Raw genomic sequence first — 19,502 nt, 5'->3', positions numbered from 1 at the left:
CCTCTCAGGCCGGCTACCCGTCGTCGCCTTGGTGAGCCACTACCTCACCAACCAGCTGATAGGCCGCGGGCTCATCCTCCACCGCCGGAGCTTTCGACCCCCGCCCATGCGGGCGGGGGTGGTATCCGGTATTAGACCCCGTTTCCAGGGCTTGTCCCGAAGTGGAGGGCAGATTGCCCACGTGTTACTCACCCGTTCGCCACTAATCCGCCCCGAGGGGCTTCATCGTTCGACTTGCATGTGTTAAGCACGCCGCCAGCGTTCGTCCTGAGCCAGGATCAAACTCTCCGTGAATGTTTACCGGTGATCCGGTTGGCACACACGGGAGCGGAACCGCCGGAGGAATGGTCCGGCGGTTCACAGCGTCCTCGCTGTGTTTCTTCAAAGGAACCTCGTCCATCCGGAAGCCGGATGGGCGGGGTATCAACATATCTGGCGTTGACTTTTGGCACGCTGTTGAGTTCTCAAGGAACGGACGCTTCCTTCGTACTCACCCTCACCGGGTTTTCCTCCGGGCGCTTCCCTTCGGTCTTGCGTTTCCGACTCTATCAGTGTTTTTCCGACCCCCTGACCACCATCCTGCAGGCATGCAGAAGATGATCTCGAGATAAGATCTGATGAGTTGGACTGCCGGGAGTCAGGGCGCACGTGATCGCATCACTCAGCCCCAGGCAGGTCCTCGACTGTACATGGGGCTGCAGAGTGGGTGCAAATCGCTGCGAGATGTGGTCTAGACCTCCAATTGGCCCTCTCGCACAAAACCGGTACTACCTATGACATACCCTGCATCACAGTGCACCGTCCGAGATAGGTAGTGACGGGCTCCTATAGATCCCCGCCCCTGGGAGGCTTCCCATGACCACCGTGACGTCCCCGCTCGCAGGACGGGCCATCGGACTGGAGTCCGTGCCCGATCCCGTCTTCTCCGGGGCCATGGTCGGCCCGGGTACAGCGATCGACCCTGTACGGGAGCCCTCCGCAGCCGTCTCCCCCGTGGACGGTGTCATCGTCTCCCTCCACCCGCATGCGTTCGTCGTCGTCGACGAGAGCGGGCACGGCGTGCTGACGCATCTCGGCATCGACACCGTGCAGCTCAACGGCGAGGGTTTCGAGCTGCTCGTCAACAAAGGCGACACCGTGACCCGTGGTCAGAGCATCGTGCGCTGGGACCCTGCCGCCGTCGAGGCCGCCGGCAAGTCCCCGGTGTGCCCGGTCGTGGCTCTGGAGGCCACCGCGGATGCTCTCTCCGAGCTGCGCGACGACGGCGAGGTGAAGGCCGGCGACAGTCTCTTCTTCTGGAAGTGACGTCAGTGCCGTCCTCATTGACGGCGAGCAGGGCAAGCAACCCGGCGGCGTGAGCCGCCGCACTATCGGAGACGGGTGAGATGGAGACAACGCTGCGAGGCGTCGGCGTGAGCCACGGTGTGGCGATCGGCGAGGTTCGACACATGGGAACGGCCGTGCTCGAACCGCCGGCCAGGCAGATCCAGGCGGAAGAGGCGGAGCGTGAACAGGGACGCGCCCGCAAGGCCGTGGAGGCTGTGGCGGCCGATCTGACGGCGCGCGGCAATCTGGCGGGCGGTGAAGCCCAGGCGGTCCTCGAAGCTCAGGCCATGATGGCCCAGGACCCCGAGCTGATGACGGACGTGGAACGTCGTATCACCGCAGGCAGCACCGCCGAGCGTGCGGTGTACGACGCGTTCGCCGCGTACCGCGAGCTGCTGGCCGCCGCCGGTGAGTATTTGGCAGGCCGCGTGGCCGATCTCGACGACGTTCGGAATCGGATCGTCGCACGGCTGCTCGGGGTACCGATGCCGGGTGTCCCGGACAGTGACGAGCCGTACGTCCTGGTGGCTCGGGATCTGGCGCCGGCGGACACGGCCCTGCTGGACCCCGCCCTGGTGCTCGGCTTTGTGACTGAGGAAGGAGGGCCCACCAGCCACAGCGCGATCCTGGCGCGGGCGCTCGGTGTGCCGGCCGTGGTGGCCCTGCCGGGTGCGGGTGAGCTCGCCGAGGGGACGATGATCGCGGTGGACGGCAGCACCGGTGAGATCTTCGTGAACCCGAGCGAGGAGAAGAAGGGGCAGCTCGAGGCTGAGGCGGCCGCGCGCAGGGCGTCGCTGAATGCGTCGACCGGGCCCGGTGCGACCGCGGACGGTCACACGGTGCCGCTGCTGGCGAACATCGGCGGTCCGGCGGATGTGGCGGCCGCAGTCGAGGCGGGTGCGGAGGGTGTCGGTCTCTTCCGCACCGAGTTCCTCTTCCTGGACGACAGCAAGAACGCTCCCTCCGAGGAGAAGCAGGTCGCGGCCTACCGTCAGGTGCTCGAGGCTTTCCCCGAGGGCCGTGTGGTGGTGCGCGTGCTGGACGCGGGCGCGGACAAGCCGCTGGACTTCCTCACCCCGGCCGATGAGCCGAACCCGGCGCTGGGTGTGCGTGGTCTGCGGTCACTGCTCGATCACCCGGAGGTCCTGCGTACCCAGCTGTCGGCGCTGGCCAAGGCCGCGGAGGGGTTGTCCGTCCAGCTCGAGGTGATGGCCCCGATGGTGGCGGACCGTGCCGACGCCAAGGCTTTCGCCGACGCGTGCCGTGGGGCAGGCCTGCGTGCGAAGTTCGGTGCGATGGTCGAGATTCCGTCGGCCGCGTTGCGTGCGCGCTCGATCCTGCAGGAGGTCGAGTTCCTTTCGCTGGGGACGAATGACCTCGCGCAGTACACGTTCGCCGCGGACCGCCAGGTGGGCGCGGTGTCCCGACTGCAGGATCCGTGGCAGCCCGCGCTGCTCGACCTGGTGGCGCTGTCCGCCGAGGCGGCGAAGGCCGAGGGCAAGAGCTGCGGTGTCTGCGGCGAGGCCGCTTCCGACCCGCTGCTCGCTTCGGTGCTGACCGGTCTGGGTGTCACCTCCCTCTCCATGGGCGCGGCGTCCATTCCTTATGTACGCGCGGCGCTGGCGAAGTTCACGCTGGCGCAGTGTGAGCGGGCCGCGGCGGCGGCTCGCGCGACCGACAGCGCCGAGGAGGCCCGTAGGGCCGCTCAGGCAGTGCTGTCGGGCGAGTAGCCGGCCGCGGCAGGCCCGCGGGCCCGACCGGCCGCCTTTCGTGAGGGGCGCTCCAGGTTCTGGGGCGCCCCTTTTCCTTCCCTTCCCTCCGATTCCCCTTTTGCGTTTCCCGTTCGTGTTCAGTGGTGGTGGGTCGGGTTCGGACCCTCGTCCGCGAGGTCGGGCGGCTCGCAGTAGTCGACATTGGACTCGGGCGAGATGAGGTCTCCGGTTTCCACGTCGGTGCAGTAGGCGTCGAAGACCTCTCCCGCGGTGAGGGGTTCGAGACCGTGGGCACGCAGCCGCCAGCCGTGGATGCGGTCGGCGGTGCCTGGTGCGGTGGTCCGCATGACAAGTCCGCCCGGACTGTCGGTGGCGAGGCCGACTGCCAGCACCGTGGTGAATTCGAGGAGCTCGGCGTCGTCCAGCTCCATGTGTCCGTCGTTGTCGTCGGCGTGCAGGACGGCGATCAGGGTCTCGGGCGGTCCGGAGACACTGCAGACGAGGTGCCGGTTGCCGGGTCCCGCGGTGTCGAGGATGCGGACGATCAGCTGGGAGGCGCGGGCGAAGGCCTCGCGGCCCAGGTCCTCACCGCACGAGGCGCAGGCGCCGAGGCGAGCGAGGAGTGTGGTCGCGTACTCCCAGGTCGCCCGGCGGACCGCCTCGTCGACGAGGGCGGGCAGGAGGTCGGCCAACGGCTGCCCCTCGTAGGGGACGGTGGGGCCTGTGGCCGCGATTTCGGCGGTGAAGCGGGTGCGGCTGGTGCGGCGGTCTGGGTCGAGGCCCGTGTGCGCGCAGAATGCCGCGTACTCCTCGGGGTCGAAGAGGGCCAGTGTGGTGTGGTCGCCCTGCAGGGCACGTGTCCTGAGGACGGCCTCCACGTGTTCGAGGTACGTGGCGTGGTCGTCGAAGACGAAGCTTCGGTAGTGCCTCATGGCGCGGAAGTCGTGCTCGTCCGTCAGCACCCCGATGGTGCCCGCGATTTCCCGGCGCAGGACACGTCGGACGGTTCGGTGGTCGGTGTACGTCATTGTCTCCCCCTGCACAGTCGATCAATGCTCACTCACGGTAACCGGGGGCACTGACAACGGCGTCCGGCGGTGACGGTGAGTGGGCGGAACCGCGCCGTGCCGCCACCACGGGGCGGCACGGCGGGAGGAGGTCGTACCGGACCGGTCGGCAACCGGCCGGCGTCCGTGGGTCAGGTGCGTTGGCGGGCCAGGTCCTCGTAGAACGTGAGCAGGTCCAGGTTGTCGACGGACCCCGGGTTGACCGCCTTCTCCAGCGGCGTGCCCTGGAGAAGGCGTTTGACCGGCACCTCGATGCGCTTGCCGGTCAGGGTGTGCGGCACCCCGGGCACCTCGATGATCTCGTCCGGGACATGGCGCGGCGACAGTTGCTCACGGATGGTCCGCTGGATGAGCCCCTTCAGTTCCTCGTCGAGCACGGCGCCCGGTGCCAGGTGCACGAACAGGGGCATCCAGTAGCCGCCGCCGGACTGTTCGACGCCGATGACGAGGGATTCCTTGATCTGGGGAAGGCGTTCGACGGCCTCATAGATGTCCGCCGATCCCATGCGGACGCCCTGGCGGTTGAGCGTGGAGTCGGAGCGGCCGTGGATGACGACGGAACCGCGCGAGGTGAGGGTGATCCAGTCGCCGTGCCGCCAGACGCCGGGATAGGTGTCGAAGTAGCTGTCGTGGTAGCGGCTGCCGTCGGGATCGTTCCAGAAGTGGATCGGCATGGACGGCATCGGATTGGTGACCACGAGCTCGCCGACCTCGTCGGTCAGGGGGTTGCCGCTCGGGTCCCAGGACTGCAGGTCGGTGCCCAGACCGGGAGCCTGCAGCTCACCGGTGTACACGGGGAGGGTGGGTACTCCCCCGGCGAAGCAGGAGCAGACGTCCGTACCGCCGCTGACGGAGGCGATCCACAGGTCTGCCCCGCTCTCGGCGAACTCGTCGTGCAGCCAGCGGAATCCGTCGGGCGGCAGGGGGGAGCCGGTGGTGGCGACGCACTGCACCGCGGAGAGGTCGAAGTCGCGGGAGGGGTGCACGTCGGCCTTGCGGCAGGCCATGACGTACGCGGCGGAGGTGCCGTAGAAGGTGGCGCCGGTGCGTTCGGTGATCCGCCACTGGGCGCCCGTGTCCGGATAGCCGGGACTGCCGTCGTACAGGACGATCGTCGTTCCGGTGAGGAGGCCGGAGACGAGGAAGTTCCACATCATCCAGCCGGTCGACGTGTACCAGAAGAAACGGTCTTCCGGCCCCAGGTCGCAGTGCAGTCCGAGCTGTTTGAGGTGTTCGACCAGGATGCCGCCCTGGGACTGGACGATCGCCTTCGGCAGTCCGGTGGTGCCGGACGAGTAGAGCACCCACAACGGGTGCTCGAAAGACACCTGCTCGAATGTCGGTTCGATGTCCGCGGAGGTCAGGGCCGACCAGTCCAGCGCCCCGTCAGGGGTGTCGGTCCCGAGCAGGGGGATGTGCACGACCGCGCGCAGGGTGGGCAGTTCACGGCGCAGTTCGGCGACGACGTCGCGGCGGTCGTGCTCCTTTCCGCCGTAGCGGTATCCGTCGACGGTGAACAGGACGACCGGTTCGACCTGCTGGAAGCGGTCGAGCACGCTGCGAGCGCCGAAGTCGGGCGCGCAGGAGGTCCACACGCCACCCACCGCCGCGGTGGCCAGGAAGGCGACGACGGCCTGCGGGATGTTGGGGAGGTAGCCGCTGACGCGGTCGCCGGGACGTACGCCCAGGGCACGCAGCTCGGCGGCGAGGGAGCCGACCCGGCTGCGCAGCTCGGCCCAGGTGACGGGCCTGGGGTCATGGGTCTCGTCGACGTACAGGAGCGCCGGCTCGTCCGCGCGGGTCGCCGCCGCGCGGAGGGCGTGTTCGGCGTAGTTGAGGGTGGCACCGGGGAACCACTGGGCGCCGGGCATCGAACGGTCACCCAGCACACGCGCGTAGGGGGTCGAGAAGCGGACGTCGAACCACTCCGTGACGGCCTTCCAGAAGGTTTCCGGCTCGTCCACGGACCAGCGGTGCAATGCCGCGTAACCGCCCTCGGCGGGGGCGCCGTGCCGTTCGGCGGTCCATGCCTGGAACGTGGTGATCCGGGCCTGGGCGATGCGCCGCGGATCAGGCTGCCAGAGCGGCTGGGGGTTCTCGGTCGACATGGGCGGCTCCCGGACTGTGCGCGTCGTGTGCGTCCCGCGCTCACGGGCTGGGGTGTGCGCGTGACGCGGCTGACAGGAACGATGCCATGTGATCGTCTTCCTAACCAGGGTGTGCCTTCCCCAGTCCGTGTCGTGAAGATGTGGCCCGTTCATGGGTGAACGGCAGTTGAACGACACTCGTGTGGAGTGCACGCAATGGCAGGGTGGGCACCATGGACGGTCGTGGCCTGGTGCGTTCGGTGAGATCGGTCGGCTCGGTGAGTGCGGCGCGGGGATTGCGTACCGTACGGGCAGCGTGGCGCAGGCGACGGGCCGACGCCACCGGGCTGCCGCCCCGGGGGACGGAGCGCGCACGGACGCCCGGACAGGTGCGGGAGGTGGAGCCTGGGCCCGGGGGCGGGATCGTCCGGTTCAACCGCTCCGAGCTCCGGATCCTCGTCGCCGTGAACGGCGCCGTCTTCTGGGGCTGGGACGGGGCGGCTCCCGAGCCGTCGTACGCACTGGTCGGCCGCTGTCCCGATCCGGATCCGCGGGCGGTGCTGGAGCCGGACACGGACGGCGGCTGGCGTGTGGTCGCCGAGCGGGTGACGGTCGCCGTCTCACGGCTCGGCTCGGTGGAGGTGCTCACCCCGGGAGGCGTGGTTCTGCGGCGCGATCTGCCACCGCGCTGGTGGGAGCCGGCGGGACCGGTGGGAGGGGGCACCGCGCGCTGGATGCAGCGGTCGGAGGTGCGGGCCGACGCCCGGTTCTTCGGGCTCGGGGGGCGCGCCTTCGGACCGTGGCTGCAGGACGGCACCCACCGGTTGTGGAACACGGGCTCCGGTCGCGCTTTCGGGGCCGGTGACGGTCCGCTCCCCGTCACGATGCCGGTGCAGCTGGTGGTGGCCGACGCGGGCACGCATCTCGCGTTCCACGACAGTTCGTGGGACGGCACGGTGACACTGCGGGAGGGCGCGGAGGGCGCCGGCTCCGGGCACGACCGGGTGGGGACGAGCACGCTGCGGATGGACGGGGGCCCACTGCGCTGCTGGGTGATGGTGGGCACTCCCTCGCGGGTGCTGCTCGCCTGGGGATCGCTGACCGGTGCCGCCGCACTGCCGCCCGCGTGGGCCTTCGGCCATCATCACGTGCGGTGGGGCCGGGGTGGCGAGCAGGAGGTGCGGCGGACCGTCGCCTGCTACCGGGAGCACGGGCTGCCGCTCGACGCCGTTCATCTGGGCGTCGACCACTACGACGCGCACCGGGTGTTCGCCGTCGACCGGGAGCGGTTCCCGAAGCTGTCGGCGCTCGCCGACGAGCTGCGGCGGGACGGGATCCGGCTGGTGTCGGCCGTCGGCCCCGCGGTCGCTGCCGAGGGCGGCAGTGCCGTGCACGGCTCGGGGGCGGCGCAGGAGGCGTTCGTGCGGGACGCTTCGGGAAAGGTCGTTCAGGGCGTCTCCTGGCCCGGAGACGTGGTGTTCCCGGACTTCACGCACCCGCGCGTGCGCCAGTGGTGGGGCGGTCTGTACGCGGAGCGACTGGAGCAGGGTTTCGCGGGTTTCTGGCACGACATGAACGAGCTGACGCTCCCCCGCTCGGCACGCCACGCCCTGGACGGACGGGACGGTGATCACCGCGAGGCGCACAACGTGTACGCGCTGTGCATGGCCAGGGCGGCCTACGAAGGGCTGCGGACGCTGGTGCCGCAGGAGCGGCCGTTCGTGTTCTCGCGCTCGGGGTGGGCCGGGATGCAGCGCTACGGAGGGACGTGGTCGGGGGAGGTGGCCACGGGCTGGGCCGGGCTGCGGGCCTCCCTGGCCCTGGTGATGGGGCTCGGGTTGTGCGGTGTCCCGTATGCGGGGCCGGATGTCGGCGGGTTCGGCGGGGACCTGTCCGCGGAGCTGTATCTGCGGTGGCTCCAGTTGGGCGCCCATCTGCCGCTGTTCCGCACGCACGCGGGTACGGGGAGCAAGGAGCCGTGGGAGTTCGGTGCCGAGGTGGTGCGGCACGCGCGTACGGCCCTCGTCGGACGTCGCCGGCTGCAGCCGTACTTCGTGACGCTGGCGCATCTGGCCCGGCGCACCGGGGCTCCCTGTGTGCGTCCGCTGTGGTGGTCGGCGCCGGAGGAGCGCGCGTTGCGCGACTGCGGGGACGCCTTCCTGCTGGGTGACTGCCTGCTGGTGGCACCGGTGCTGGCCCCGGGAGTGGAACGGCGTACGGTGCGGCTGCCCGGCGGGCGTTGGTACGAGTCGGCTACGGGACGGGCGTACGACGGGCCCGCCCGGGTGCTGGTCGACGCGCCCCCGGACCGCATTCCGGTGTTCGCCCGCGCGGGCTCCGTGATTCCCGTGCGCGGGGAGGACGGTGGGCTGGAGTTGGAGGTGTGGGCGCCCGTGAGGGGACGGACCGGGAGCGGGACGGTCGTCGCGGATGTCGACGACGGCTGGGAGGAGCCGGAGATCGAACGGTACGGCGTCCGCTGGGCGGGAGCCCGGATCGTCGTCGAGCGGGAGGGTGCGGACGGCGCCCGCGAGCTGCCCTACCCGGCGCGGGTACGCGGGCTCGGGCCGCGCTGAGCCGTGCCGGGTAGGGCCCGGGCGGGCCTGGAGTCAGATGTACCGGCCCTCGAACCAGGCGCGTGCGGCCCGCGTGTGCAGCGGGAAGGCGAGTTCCTCCGCGCGGCGCAGCAGGTGCCGGCCTTCCGTCTCGTCCGTGGCGGCGAAGGGCGGCAGGCCTTCCGCGGGACGTTCCGGAAGGAGACCGAACAGCAGGAGGTGTCCGTCGGGCGAGCTCATGGCGTCCGCGAGTCGCACGTCCCGGCTCGCCGCGTCGATTCCGGTCTCCTCCCGGAGTTCGCGCACGACGGCCTGGCGCCAGTCCTCCCGGTCGTCGATGTACCCGCCCGGCAGGGCCATGCCCCCGCGCGCGGGGGCGATGGAGCGGGTGATGACGACCAGGGCGGTGCCCTTCGTGTCGTACACGGGTTGGAGGGCGACCGCGACCGGCAGCGGGTTGCGATAGGCGACGGCACCGCATGCCGGGCAGTCCCGGGGCCAGCCGGAGACGCCCGCGCCGAAGGGCGTGCCGCAGCTCGAACAGTGGGAGTCCGGCACGGGGTCGAGGGCCGGGCCGGGGGTTCGGTTTCTGGACACGCGCGGACTGTAGCCGATCACGGCGGGGGCGTCTTCGGGGGGCCGCTCGCCAGGCGGCTTCGGGGAGCGCTCAGTGGTGACCGGTGAGCGACCCGCGGGACACCGGGAAGTCGAAGTAGGTGTCCGGATGAGCCTCCGGCTTGAAGGTGTAGTGCCACCACTCCTCGGCCAGGTTCACGAAGCCGAGGCTCTCCAGGGTGCCTTTGAGGAGCAGCCTGTTGGCCCGTTGTTCGCCCTGTATGCGGGGGTCGAGGGTGTGGCTGAGCGTGTCGAAGCAGTCGTAGCCGGTGCCCATGTCGACCGAGTTGTCGGGGAACCGCTGGTCCTTGGCCGCGAAGCAGGGGGTGAGGGGCTGTCCCGGGTGGTACGGCCGGGTCGGCTCGGCGGGGAGCCGTACGACGGTGAGGTCCACGGTCGAGCCTCGGCTGTGGCCGGACTTCTCCGCGATGTAGCCGTCGGCGAACAGCCGGTTCTTGTCGACGTTCGGGTAGAACTCCCCCTTCATCACCTGGTCGTCGAGCTCCTTGGCCCAGCGCACGAAGTGGTCCACGGCGCGTTGTGGCCGGTAGCAGTCGTACACCTTGAGGGAATAGCCCTGTCGCAGCAGCTTGCGCTGGGCCTCGTGGAGGGCCCGGGCCGTGGGGCGGGTGAGGATGCACAGGGGCTGCCGGTAGCCGTCGATGCGCTCGCCCACGAAGTTGTGCGGGGTGAAGTAGCGCATCTCCTGGATGATCGTCGGGTCCACACTGTTCAGCGCCACGAAGTCCCCGGGCGCCTTGGGCTCCGGCTTCTCCGGAGCGGATGCGGCGGGGGCGGATACGGCGGTCGTGGCCGCCAGGGCGGCGAGCGCGGTGATCAGGGCGCGTACCGCGGCGGAGAGTCGTGTCATGCCTCCTGCATCTATCAGGAGTGGGATCCGTCGGGAACCCCCCCGCCTTGCTCCGGTCACCCGTGACGCACCACTGGCGGCCGGTCGCGCTGCTGCCCGCCACCGCGTCGGCGGGGCGGGTGCGGGCCCTGGCCGAGACCCGGATGGAGGAGGCCCGGGACTCGATCCGCTGACCCGGCTGCCGGGTTCGGGCACGATCACCGGCGAGGTGGACCGGCGCATCGCGGGCGGCGGGGCTTCGCGCTCAGCCGGCTGGACGTCGACCACTTCGAGCAGGTGAACGACGGCGCCGGCTTCGCGGCGGGCGTGACACGTCCGGGCGCGCTTCAGACGGTGACGGTCCGGCGGCGCTGGGCCGCCTGTGCCATGGCGTGCTGGACGACACCGATGAGCACCTCCTTGACCGACTCGCGGTCCCGGGCATCTCCCGTCACGAGCGGTACGTGCGCGTCGAGGTCGAGGGCCCGGCGGACGTCCTCGACCGGGTAACGCGGTGCTCCCTCGAAGCAGTTGACGCCGACGAGGAACGGTATGGACCGCCGTTCGAAGTAGTCGACGGCCGCGAAGCAGTCCTCCAGCCGCCGGGTGTCGGCGAGCACCACAGCCCCGAGGGCGCCCTCGGCGAGCTCGTCCCACATGAACCAGAACCGCTCCTGGCCGGGAGTTCCGAAGAGGTACAGCACCAGATCCTCGCGGAGCGTGATGCGGCCGAAGTCCATGGCCACGGTGGTGGTGTTCTTCGCCTCCACGCCGCTGAGGTCGTCGACCGGGCGCCCGGCCTCGGTGAGTAGTTCCTCGGTGCGCAGCGGCCTGATCTCGCTGACCGCTCCGACGAGCGTGGTCTTGCCCACGCCGAAGCCACCGGCCACCAGGATCTTGAGCGTGACGGGCTCGACCGGGGGCTTGCCGCGCTCAGAACGCCCGAAGATCATCGTTCTTCTCTCCTGCTCGGTGGGGATCGGGCGGTGGACCGTATCCTCCACCGCCGGGGGTTTCGATGACGAGTACGTCGTCGGCGCGGACGTCCGCCGAGTCGCTCCCGCCGAGTTCGGTGACGCTGCCGTCCGCATGGTCGACCCGGTTGGCGCCGGGCGCGCCGGGCGCGCCGCCCGCCATGCCGTACGGGGGGACCCTGCGGTGCTGGGACAGCGTGGAGACGGTCATGGGTTCCAGGAACCGGATGCGGCGGACCGCTCCGTCCCCGCCGCGCCACCGTCCCGCGCCGCCGCTGCCTGCGCGCACGGCGAACTCCTCGAGGCGGACGGGCAGCCGCCACTCCAGGACCTCGGGGTCGGTGAGCCGCGAGTTGGTCATGTGGGTCTGCACGACGGACGCTCCGGGGAAGCCCTCTCCCGCGCCCGAGCCGGAGGCGACGGTCTCGTAGTACTGGTGGCGGGCGTTGCCGAAGGTGACGTTGTTCATGGTGCCGGAGCCCTCGGCCTGGATGCCGAGCGCCGCGTAGAGGGCGCCGGTGATGCTCTGGGAGGTCTCCACGTTGCCCGCGACGACGGCCGCCGGGGGCCGGGGCGCCAACATGGAGCCGGACGGCACGATGATGCGCAGAGGGCGCAGACAGCCGTCGTTGAGCGGGATGTCGTCGGCGACCAGGGTCCGGAAGACGTACAGGACGGCCGCGTTGACGACGGAGAAGGGGGCGTTGAAGTTGGTGGGGAGCTGTGCCGTGGTGCCGGTGAAGTCGATGGTCGCGGAGCGGTTCTCACGGTCGACGCGCACGCGCACGCGGATGACGGCGCCCGAGTCGGTTTCGTAGGTGTACTCGCCGTCGTCGAGGGCGTCGATGACGCGCCGTACCGCGTCCTCGGCGTTGTCCTGGACGTGCCGCATGTACGCCTGGACCACGTCGAGGCCGAAGTTCTCGATCATTCGGCCGACCTCGTCGACGCCCTTCTGGTTGGCGGCGATCTGGGCGCGCAGGTCGGCGAGGTTGGTCTGCGGGTTGCGGGAGGGATACCGCGCTCCGGTCAGGAGGCCGAGTGTCTCCTGCTCGCGGAACCGGCCGTTCTCGGCGAGGAGCCAGTTGTCGAAGAGGACGCCCTCCTCGTCGATGGTGCGGCTGTCGGCGGGCATGGAGCCCGGGGCGATGCCGCCGATCTCGGCGTGATGGCCGCGTGAGGCGACGTAGAAGAGGACCCTCCGGTCGCCCTCCGTGGTGTCACCGTCCACGGTGCCGGGGGATGCGGTGCCGGGGGACGCGGTGCCGAAGACCGGGGTGATCACGGTGACGTCGGGGAGATGGGTGCCGCCGTGGTACGGGTCGTTCACGGCGTAGGTGTCGCCCGGACGCATGGTGGCACCGCGCCGCCGGATGACCTCCTTGACGCCGGTGCCCATGGATCCCAGGTGGACGGGGATGTGGGGGGCGTTGGCCACCAGGTTTCCGTCCGGGTCGAAGAGGGCGCAGGAGAAGTCCAGGCGCTCCTTGATGTTGACGGACTGGGCGGTGGACCCGAGGCGGGCGCCCATCTGTTCGGCGATGGACATGAAGAGGTTGTTGAAGACCTCGAGCAGGACCGGGTCGACTTCCGTGTCGAGGTCGGAACTCCGCGTAACCGCGACGCGTTCCATGACCAGATGCCCGTCGTCGGTCGGCGAGACCCGCCAGCCTTCGTCGACGACGGTCGTGGAACCGGCCTCGGTGACGATCGCCGGACCGGAGACGGTCTCGCCGGGGGAAAGGCCCTCGCGGTGGTGGAGGGGGACGTCGCGCCAGGTGCCGCCGGTGTGGAGGCGGACGGAGCGCGCAGTGGTGGGGCGTCCCCGGTAGGGGGCGAGGGTGGAGAGGTCGGGGGGGTCGGTGATGCCGGTGGCTTCGGCGGAGAGGGATTCGACGACGATCGGGCGGTCGAGCGTGAAGGAGTACGTGGCGCGATGGCGTTCCTCGAAGGCACGGCGCATGGTGTCGGCGTCGGTCAGTTCGACGGTGAGGGTGGTGTCGGTGCCGTCGTAGCGGAGTTGGGCGCGACGGGTGACCTCGATCCGGTCCTCGGGGACGTCCTCGGCGAGGAGTTCGGCGCGGGCCGCCGCTTCGAGGTCGTCCGCGGTCCGGTGGACGCCGGGCATCGCAGCGGGCTCCAGGGGTGCTTCGGTGGAGCGTTCACGCATGGCCGTGGTGTCGGCGAGGCCGATGCCGAGTGCGGAGAGGACACCGGCCGCGGGTGGCACGAGGACGGTGCGGATACCGAGGGAGTCGGCGACCATGCACGCGTGCTGCCCGCCCGCACCGCCGAAGGTGGTGAGGGCGTAGCGGGTGATGTCGTGGCCCTTCTGGACGGAGATCCGCTTGACCGCGGCGGCGATGTTGGCGACGGCGATCCGCAGATAGCCCTCGGCGACCTGTTCCGGGGTGCGGTCGTCGCCGGTCCGTTCCCGGATCTCGCGCGCGAGGGTGGTGAAGCGGTCGCGGACGAGTTCGGTGTCGAGGGGCTGGTCGCCGTTCGGGCCGAAGACAGCCGGGAAGTGGTCGGGCTGGATGCGGCCGAGCATGACGTTGGCGTCGGTGACGGCGAGCGGCCCGCCGGCCCGGTAGCAGGCGGGGCCGGGGTCGGCGCCCGTCGAGTCGGGCCCCACGCGGTAGCGGGAGCCGTCGAAGTGGAGGACCGAGCCGCCGCCGGCGGCGACCGTGTGGATGTCCAGCATGGGCGCGCGCAGCCGCACGCCGGAGATCTGAGTGGTGAAGACGCGTTCGTACTCCCCTGCGAAGTGCGAGACGTCGGTGGAGGTACCGCCCATGTCGAAGCCGATGACCCGGTCGTGGCCGGCGAGCTGCGACATGCGGGCCATCCCGACGATGCCGCCGGCCGGACCGGACAGGATGGCGTCCTTGCCGCGGAACTGCGCCGCCTCGGCGAGGCCGCCGTTGGACTGCATGAACATCAGCCGTACCCCGTCGAGTTCGTCGGCCACGTGCTGCACGTAGCGGCGCAGCACGGGTGAGAGGTAGGCGTCGACGACGGCCGTGTCCCCGCGCGGGACGAGTCGCATCAGAGGGCTGACCTCGCTGGACAGCGAGATCTGCGGGAAGCCGATGCGGGCGGCGAGTTCACCGACCGCCTGCTCGTGAGCGGGGTGGCGGTGGCTGTGCATGCAGACCACGGCGACGGCCCGGATGCCGTCGGCGTGGGCCTGGCGCAGCGGCCCGCTCAGGGAGTCCAGGTCCGGGGCCCGTAGGACGGTGCCGTCGGCGGCGGTGCGTTCGTCCACCTCGACGACCCGTTCGTACAGCAGCTCGGGCAGTTCGATGCGACGAGCGAAGATGGCGGGTCGGTTCTGGTAGGCGATGCGCAGGGCGTCCCGGAAGCCGCGGGTGACGACCAGGAGGGTTCGTTCGCCCGTGCGCTCGAGGAGGGCGTTGGTGGCGACCGTGGTGCCCATGCGTACGGATTCGACGGGTTCGCCGGAGCCGGCCAGCAGTTCGCGGATGCCCGCGACCGCCGCGTCGGCGGCGGCCGTCCCGCCGGAGCGGCGCCGGGAGGGCGCGAGGGCCGGGTTGTCCGAGAGGAGTTTGCGGGTGAACAGTCGCCCGTCCGGGCGGCGCGCGACGATGTCGGTGAAGGTGCCGCCTCGGTCCACCCAGAACTGCCAGCCTGTCACGTCAGTACCTCGCTTCCGCGCCGCTCACAGCGCTCGGAGGCCGTTGATCACGTCGCGCAGAATACTCTCGTCCGGCAGTTCTGCGGGGGGAACCGGTCGGTTCACGTGGACGGATTCGAGGTCGACGAGATCTCCGACGAGGACTCGTACCACTCCGGTCGGCAGGTCGAGTTCCGCGGCGATTTCGGCGACGGTCTGCGGCGTGTCACGGCACAGTTCGAGGATGTCCACGTGTTCCGGGGAGAGGGTGGGGTCCGCCTCCGGATCGTCCGCGTCGGGTTCGGTGACGACCACCGCGATCAGGTCCAGGCGGTGCTGGGCCGCACTCGAGGTGCGGCCCCGCGTCATGGCATACGGACGGACGACCGGTCCGGCCTCGTCGTCGAACCAGTGGCTTCTTCCCTCGCCGTCAGCGCTCATGTCATCCCACTACCCGCCCGGGGGCAGATCGGTGCGTGGTTCGGCGTCCAGATGCGGACCGACCCGCTTCACGAGAAGGGTCATCTCGTAGGCGACCTGTCCGACGTCCGAGTCGGCGTCGGCGAGGACGGCGAGGCAGCTGCCGTCTCCGGCGGCCGTGACGAACAGGAATGCCTCGTCGAGTTCGACGATGGTCTGGCGGACACCGCCTGCCTCGAAGTGGCGGCCCACGCCCTTGGCGAGGCTGTGGAACCCGGAGGCGACGGCGGCGAGGTGCTCGCTGTCCTCGCGGGTCAGTTCCCCGGACGCCCCCGTGGCGAGGCCGTCGCCGGAGAGCACGACGGCCTTCCGTATGCTCGCGACGCGGTCCACCAAGTCGTCGAGGAGCCAGTTCAGCTCCCCCTTGCCGCCATCGGCGTGGCCGGTCGTGTTCGGTGCGGTCATCGACCGTCCCCCCTAGTCATCGTTGATCGTTCCTCGTGGTGCTGCCCCGCCGGGGCCGTCGTCGGCCTCGGCGTTCTCGTCGCGGCCGCGCTGCCACCCGCGCTGGAGCGAGGCCATGCGGCTGCGTACTTCCTCCGCGTCCCGTTCGACGGGCCGGGATCTTTCCTCGTTCCGTGGTCGCGTGCTCCGTTTGAGCTGTGGGGCGAGGCTGGCCTGCCGTACACGTCGGGGCAGCGATCCGGGGTCGGGCCGGTCCTCCGCGTCCTGCGGGCCGTTCGCGTCCTGCGGGGTGGTGCCGGGGTGGGACTCCGCGCTCCGTCGGCGGACGGGCAGGGGCGGCGGTGCGGGCTCCTGCCCCGGGTGGGCGGATGGGGTGCCGGTGTCGTGGTCCGTCCGCTCCCGGCGGACGTGCTCGTCGCCGACCGGGCGGCCGTGGGAACTGACCAGCTTGGGGACCCCCCTGCGGAGCAGCGGAGCAGGGCTGTTCATCTGCCCGTCCGTGTCCCTGTCCGGTCCGTCGTGGTTCTCGGGAGCCCGCTGATGCGGCTCACGCCGACGGCCCGGCCGCTCGTCCTTGGTGCGGGCCGGGGAGCGCCTGGGGCGGAACAGGCCGCCGTGTCCGTTGCCCTCGTCGTCCTCGTCCCCCGGGGCCCCCGGACAGTCGTCGAGGGCGTCCAGGTCGACGGGGCTCTCGAGTTCGACCGGCCCGTCCAGCAGCGAGGCGGGCAGTCCGGGCAGTTGTACGGGCACCCGGGACAGCGCGCGACGGCGGTCTTCCTCCGGCTCCTTGTCCTTGGTGCGCCGGGGGCGGTCGAGGCGGAAGCCGACTCCGTTGGTGTCCGGGACGTCGTCCGTCAGGAGCGCGTCCGGGATGAAGACGACCGCGGTGGTACCGCCGTAGGGGGAGGGCTGCAAGGAGACCCGGACGTTCTGCCGCTGCGCGAGACGGCTGACCACGAACAGTCCGAGCCGGTCGGTGTCGGAGAGTTCGAACTCCGGGGTCTCGGCGAGCCGCAGGTTGGCGTCCAGCAGCGCTTCGGCCGCCATGCCGAGACCGCGGTCGTGGATCTCCAGGGTGAAGCCGTTGGCGACGCGCTCGCCCAGGACCTGGACGGCGGTGTGCGGTGGGGAGAACACCGTGGCGTTCTCCAGGAGTTCGGCCACGAGGTGGGTGAGGTCGGCGACGGCGGGGCCGGTGACGGCGACCCGCGGCAGCCTGCGGACCTCGATGCGCTCGTAGTCCTCGACCTCGGCGACGGCTGCGCGCACGACGTCCATGAGCTGGACGGGTTTGCGCCACTGCCGGGAGGGCGCGGCTCCGGAGAGGATGACCAGACCCTCGGCGTGCCGGCGCATGCGGGTGGTCAGATGGTCCAGACGGAACAGGTCGGCGAGTTCCTCGGTGTCCTCGGTCCGGCGCTCCATGCTGTCCAGCAGAGTGAGCTGCTTGTGCAGCAGGACCTGGCTGCGGCGGGCGAGGTTGACGAACACCTCCGAGACCCCGGAGCGCAGTTCGGCCTGTTTGACGGCTGCCTCCACGGCCGCGCGCTGCAGGGTGTTGAGGGCCTGGCCGACCTCGCCCAACTCGTTCCTGTCGTACTCCAGGCGGGGGACCTCGGTCTCGATGTCGACCTGTTCACCCGCTGAGAGACGGCGCATCACACTGGGCAGTCGCACGCCGGACGCCTCATGGGCCTCGAGACGCAACTGCCGCAGGTCACGGATGAGGCCGCGGCCGATGCGCACGGACAGGACGAGGGAGACGAGGAGGGCGACCAGCCCGAGGACGCCGGCGACGACGGCCCGGGTGATGACGTCCATGGCGACCGGGTGGACGCGGTCCTGATAGCGGTCGTCGGCCTGCTCGTTGAGAGTGCCGAGTTCTTCGAGCACACGGCCGGCGGCGGTGTCCCAGCTCTTCGCGGTGATTCCGTGAGGCGGTCCGGTGCCGGAGGAGACGGCCGCCTCCTCGGCGACGCGCAGCGGAGCGGACGCCGCGTTCTTCCAGAAGCTCTCGTAACGGTCACGGTCCGCAGCCGGCAACTGCGGCAGAGCGATGTCGTACAGCAGCGTGCGCTGGGCCACGAGGTCGGAGATGTCGCGTACCTCCGCTCGGGACAGCGTGCCGACGACGAGGGCCGAGCCGAGCAGGGCGTCCTCGCGGGCGAGGAGTTCACGGGCGCGGCTGAGGTTGAGGAGGGCGCGGCCCTGCTGGCCCATCTCCACGTTGTCGATGCCGTCGAGGGAGGCCAGGAGGGCATAGCAGGAGTCCACGAGAAGGTTGTACTGGCCGAGGGCCTCGACGCGGTTCATCGTGCCCTGCTCGACGCTGCCGCGCAGGGAGTCGATGCCGTCGAACGCGTCCAGGACAGCGGTGAGCCGGTCCTCGCCGCCCGTGCTCAGCCCGTCGCGGACGTCGGGGTCGCCCGCGTTCTCGCGGACCTTGGCGATGACGCCGTCGGTGGCCGTGCGAGTGGTGCGGAGCGCGGAGAGCGTGTCCGAGGCCCGCGGATCGGCGAGATGGACGAGGGTCTGGCGGCGTTCCTGCTGGAGGACGCGGACGGTTTCCCCGATCGGGTAGCCGATGTCCTCGACCGCTGCGGAGACCCGAAACAGCTGAGTGACCGACCGTCCCGTGAATACCGTGGCGAAGCCCCAGATCGCCGTCAGGGACACCAGCGGCACGAGAAGCAGCGCCACGATCTTCCGGCGGATGGACTTCCCGCGAAAGCGCATGGACTCCCCCAGCTCGACCCCCACCGGCAGGGGGTACGCATGTACGTCACCAAACGGCGTGAGCCTACTACTGGCGCACAGGTAACTCGAAGACTCTTCCGGAGGCAGAGCTTCCGTACGAGCCCGGGAGGATGAGGAGTTGTCCGCTTATTGAGGGAGATTGCTTCCCCGAAACCGGTGGCGGCCCGAAAGCCCGTTCCGGCGGGCACACGAGGACATTTGGCCGAAATTTTTCGCCGACAGGGAATCTTCACGACTCTCCGCTCGTCCTTCTATACAGGAAATGGGGGGCGGAATCGGCCCCAGGAGCCGCACCCCGCGCCCGGGCGGCGTAAAGCAGCGCAAGCCGGGCAGCCGTAGAAAATCGGGGCTCCGGACAGGGGTGAGCGGTCCACCGAGGGTGGGGAGCGACACGGTGATGGGCACGGCACAGCGGCAGGCGACGTCCGGGAAGGACGTGGCCGCACAGAACACGGCACGGCGGGACACCGATGCGCGGGATCTCGGCGTTCGGAGTGAGCGGGAACCCGCTCAGGACCGTTCCCACTACCGGCCGTTGTGGATAGAGGAGTCGGCGAAGCGGCGCAGGCTGCCCGACCCGGTGCGGACGGCAGCCGTGCGGGCGGTGCTCATCATCTCGGTGACGCTGATACAGGCCATGGTGTCGTTCCTGTGCACCCTGGCCGGGTCGTGGCTGGCATTCCCCATGGTGCTCAGCAGCATCGCCAGCACCGTGGTCGCCACCTGGGCCGCACTCGATGTCTGGGTGACGCGCCAGGTGTGGAACCAGCGCAACGGCGTGGTGTCGGCACCGAGCAGCACCGCCCGGTCCCTGCGGCGCGAGCGGCGCAGGGCACGACGTCAGGCCCAGACCGCGGAGCGGGCCCAGAGGCGCATCCGCCGACAGGGCAAGAGGGAGCAGTTGTCGCACCCTTGAGGGGGCCCAGGTCGTCGAACGGGCGAGCACCGACCTGTGAACACGAAAGCGGCGAGCCCGAAGGCCCACCCGTTCGCCGACTTGTGCCGGTCAGGCCCTGGCGCACTCCCAGCCGCCGCAG

General features: G+C 70.5%; 13 protein-coding genes, 1 rRNA gene and 1 pseudogene. 5 read left to right on the top strand and 10 right to left on the bottom strand.

Features of this window, described 5'->3' with window-relative positions; all coding sequences use genetic code 11:
* Window positions 1–294, bottom strand: a 16S ribosomal RNA gene (locus AB0I73_RS31005); the annotation flags it as partial.
* Window positions 295–855: 561 nt separating this feature from the next.
* Here AB0I73_RS31005 and AB0I73_RS31000 point away from each other — a divergent pair.
* Both AB0I73_RS31000 and ptsP read left to right on the top strand, forming a co-directional pair.
* The gene (locus tag AB0I73_RS31000) at window positions 856–1,305 is read left to right on the top strand and encodes a PTS glucose transporter subunit IIA (protein ID WP_279337132.1); all 450 of its coding nucleotides are present in this window, start codon (window positions 856–858) and stop codon (window positions 1,303–1,305) included.
* An 80-nt stretch (window positions 1,306–1,385) separates the two neighbouring features.
* Window positions 1,386–3,056: a phosphoenolpyruvate--protein phosphotransferase gene (ptsP, locus tag AB0I73_RS30995; protein WP_363042910.1), complete on the top strand. Its 1,671-nt coding sequence runs from the start codon at window positions 1,386–1,388 to the stop codon at window positions 3,054–3,056.
* Window positions 3,057–3,175: 119 nt separating this feature from the next.
* Here the strand turns inward: ptsP and AB0I73_RS30990 are convergent, their stop codons facing one another.
* Both AB0I73_RS30990 and AB0I73_RS30985 read right to left on the bottom strand, forming a co-directional pair.
* On the bottom strand, window positions 3,176–4,066 hold the full coding sequence (locus tag AB0I73_RS30990; RefSeq protein ID WP_363042908.1) for a hypothetical protein: 891 nt from the start codon (window positions 4,064–4,066) through the stop codon (window positions 3,176–3,178).
* A gap of 170 nt (window positions 4,067–4,236) precedes the next feature.
* Window positions 4,237–6,213 carry an acetoacetate--CoA ligase gene (locus AB0I73_RS30985; RefSeq protein ID WP_363042906.1) on the bottom strand — a complete coding sequence of 659 codons (1,977 nt, stop codon included), beginning with the start codon at window positions 6,211–6,213 and terminating at the stop codon, window positions 4,237–4,239.
* Between the two features lie 212 nt (window positions 6,214–6,425).
* Here AB0I73_RS30985 and AB0I73_RS30980 point away from each other — a divergent pair, with 212 nt between their 5' ends.
* Complete coding sequence (locus AB0I73_RS30980; RefSeq protein WP_363042904.1) at window positions 6,426–8,768, top strand: glycoside hydrolase family 31 protein; 2,343 nt, start codon at window positions 6,426–6,428, stop codon at window positions 8,766–8,768.
* A 33-nt stretch (window positions 8,769–8,801) separates the two neighbouring features.
* Here the strand turns inward: AB0I73_RS30980 and AB0I73_RS30975 are convergent, their stop codons facing one another.
* Window positions 8,802–9,344 carry an NUDIX domain-containing protein gene (locus AB0I73_RS30975; protein ID WP_363042902.1) on the bottom strand — a complete coding sequence of 181 codons (543 nt, stop codon included), beginning with the start codon at window positions 9,342–9,344 and terminating at the stop codon, window positions 8,802–8,804.
* 70 nt (window positions 9,345–9,414) lie between these two features.
* Window positions 9,415–10,233: a M15 family metallopeptidase gene (locus tag AB0I73_RS30970; protein ID WP_363042900.1), complete on the bottom strand. Its 819-nt coding sequence runs from the start codon at window positions 10,231–10,233 to the stop codon at window positions 9,415–9,417.
* A 119-nt stretch (window positions 10,234–10,352) separates the two neighbouring features.
* Between AB0I73_RS30970 and AB0I73_RS30965 the strand changes: the two are divergent.
* Window positions 10,353–10,539, top strand: a pseudogene (locus AB0I73_RS30965) (diguanylate cyclase); the annotation flags it as partial.
* A 20-nt stretch (window positions 10,540–10,559) separates the two neighbouring features.
* Here the strand turns inward: AB0I73_RS30965 and AB0I73_RS30960 are convergent.
* Genes AB0I73_RS30960 through AB0I73_RS30940 form a run of 5 tightly spaced genes read right to left on the bottom strand, consistent with a single transcriptional unit; the run spans window position 10,560 to window position 18,444 of the window.
* Complete coding sequence (locus AB0I73_RS30960) at window positions 10,560–11,165, bottom strand: ATP/GTP-binding protein (RefSeq protein ID WP_363042898.1); 606 nt, start codon at window positions 11,163–11,165, stop codon at window positions 10,560–10,562.
* Window positions 11,146–14,844, bottom strand: a complete 3,699-nt coding sequence (locus tag AB0I73_RS30955) for a hydantoinase B/oxoprolinase family protein (RefSeq protein ID WP_363042896.1) — start codon at window positions 14,842–14,844, stop codon at window positions 11,146–11,148. Before AB0I73_RS30955 ends, AB0I73_RS30960 begins: the two co-directional genes overlap by 20 nt.
* A gap of 24 nt (window positions 14,845–14,868) precedes the next feature.
* Entirely contained in the window at window positions 14,869–15,264 is a 396-nt protein-coding gene (locus AB0I73_RS30950) for a DUF742 domain-containing protein (protein WP_363042894.1), read from the bottom strand.
* Window positions 15,265–15,273: 9 nt separating this feature from the next.
* Window positions 15,274–15,708: a roadblock/LC7 domain-containing protein gene (locus tag AB0I73_RS30945; RefSeq protein ID WP_363042892.1), complete on the bottom strand. Its 435-nt coding sequence runs from the start codon at window positions 15,706–15,708 to the stop codon at window positions 15,274–15,276.
* Between the two features lie 12 nt (window positions 15,709–15,720).
* Window positions 15,721–18,444 carry a nitrate- and nitrite sensing domain-containing protein gene (locus AB0I73_RS30940; protein WP_363042915.1) on the bottom strand — a complete coding sequence of 908 codons (2,724 nt, stop codon included), beginning with the start codon at window positions 18,442–18,444 and terminating at the stop codon, window positions 15,721–15,723.
* Window positions 18,445–18,862: 418 nt separating this feature from the next.
* Here AB0I73_RS30940 and AB0I73_RS30935 point away from each other — a divergent pair, with 418 nt between their 5' ends.
* Window positions 18,863–19,381 carry a hypothetical protein gene (locus tag AB0I73_RS30935; RefSeq protein WP_363042890.1) on the top strand — a complete coding sequence of 173 codons (519 nt, stop codon included), beginning with the start codon at window positions 18,863–18,865 and terminating at the stop codon, window positions 19,379–19,381.
* The last annotated feature ends 121 nt before the right edge of the window (window positions 19,382–19,502 follow it).

Origin of the sequence: Streptomyces sp. NPDC050388 (assembly GCF_040655635.1) — a bacterium.
Taxonomy (GTDB): Bacteria; Actinomycetota; Actinomycetes; order Streptomycetales; family Streptomycetaceae; genus Streptomyces.
This window is presented reverse-complemented; position numbering and strand designations above follow the sequence as displayed.

Bases quoted from the DNA above. Each gene is read 5' to 3' on its own strand.
- AB0I73_RS31000 (WP_279337132.1), top strand. From the start codon at position 856: ATGACCACCGTGACGTCCCCGCTCGCAGGACGGGCCATCGGACTGGAG.
- ptsP (WP_363042910.1), top strand. From the start codon at position 1,386: ATGGAGACAACGCTGCGAGGCGTCGGCGTGAGCCACGGTGTGGCGATC.
- AB0I73_RS30990 (WP_363042908.1), bottom strand. From the start codon at position 4,066: ATGACGTACACCGACCACCGAACCGTCCGACGTGTCCTGCGCCGGGAA.
- AB0I73_RS30985 (WP_363042906.1), bottom strand. From the start codon at position 6,213: ATGTCGACCGAGAACCCCCAGCCGCTCTGGCAGCCTGATCCGCGGCGC.
- AB0I73_RS30980 (WP_363042904.1), top strand. From the start codon at position 6,426: ATGGACGGTCGTGGCCTGGTGCGTTCGGTGAGATCGGTCGGCTCGGTG.
- AB0I73_RS30970 (WP_363042900.1), bottom strand. From the start codon at position 10,233: ATGACACGACTCTCCGCCGCGGTACGCGCCCTGATCACCGCGCTCGCC.
- AB0I73_RS30960 (WP_363042898.1), bottom strand. From the start codon at position 11,165: ATGATCTTCGGGCGTTCTGAGCGCGGCAAGCCCCCGGTCGAGCCCGTC.
- AB0I73_RS30950 (WP_363042894.1), bottom strand. From the start codon at position 15,264: ATGAGCGCTGACGGCGAGGGAAGAAGCCACTGGTTCGACGACGAGGCC.
- AB0I73_RS30945 (WP_363042892.1), bottom strand. From the start codon at position 15,708: ATGACCGCACCGAACACGACCGGCCACGCCGATGGCGGCAAGGGGGAG.
- AB0I73_RS30940 (WP_363042915.1), bottom strand. From the start codon at position 18,444: ATGCGCTTTCGCGGGAAGTCCATCCGCCGGAAGATCGTGGCGCTGCTT.
- AB0I73_RS30935 (WP_363042890.1), top strand. From the start codon at position 18,863: ATGGGCACGGCACAGCGGCAGGCGACGTCCGGGAAGGACGTGGCCGCA.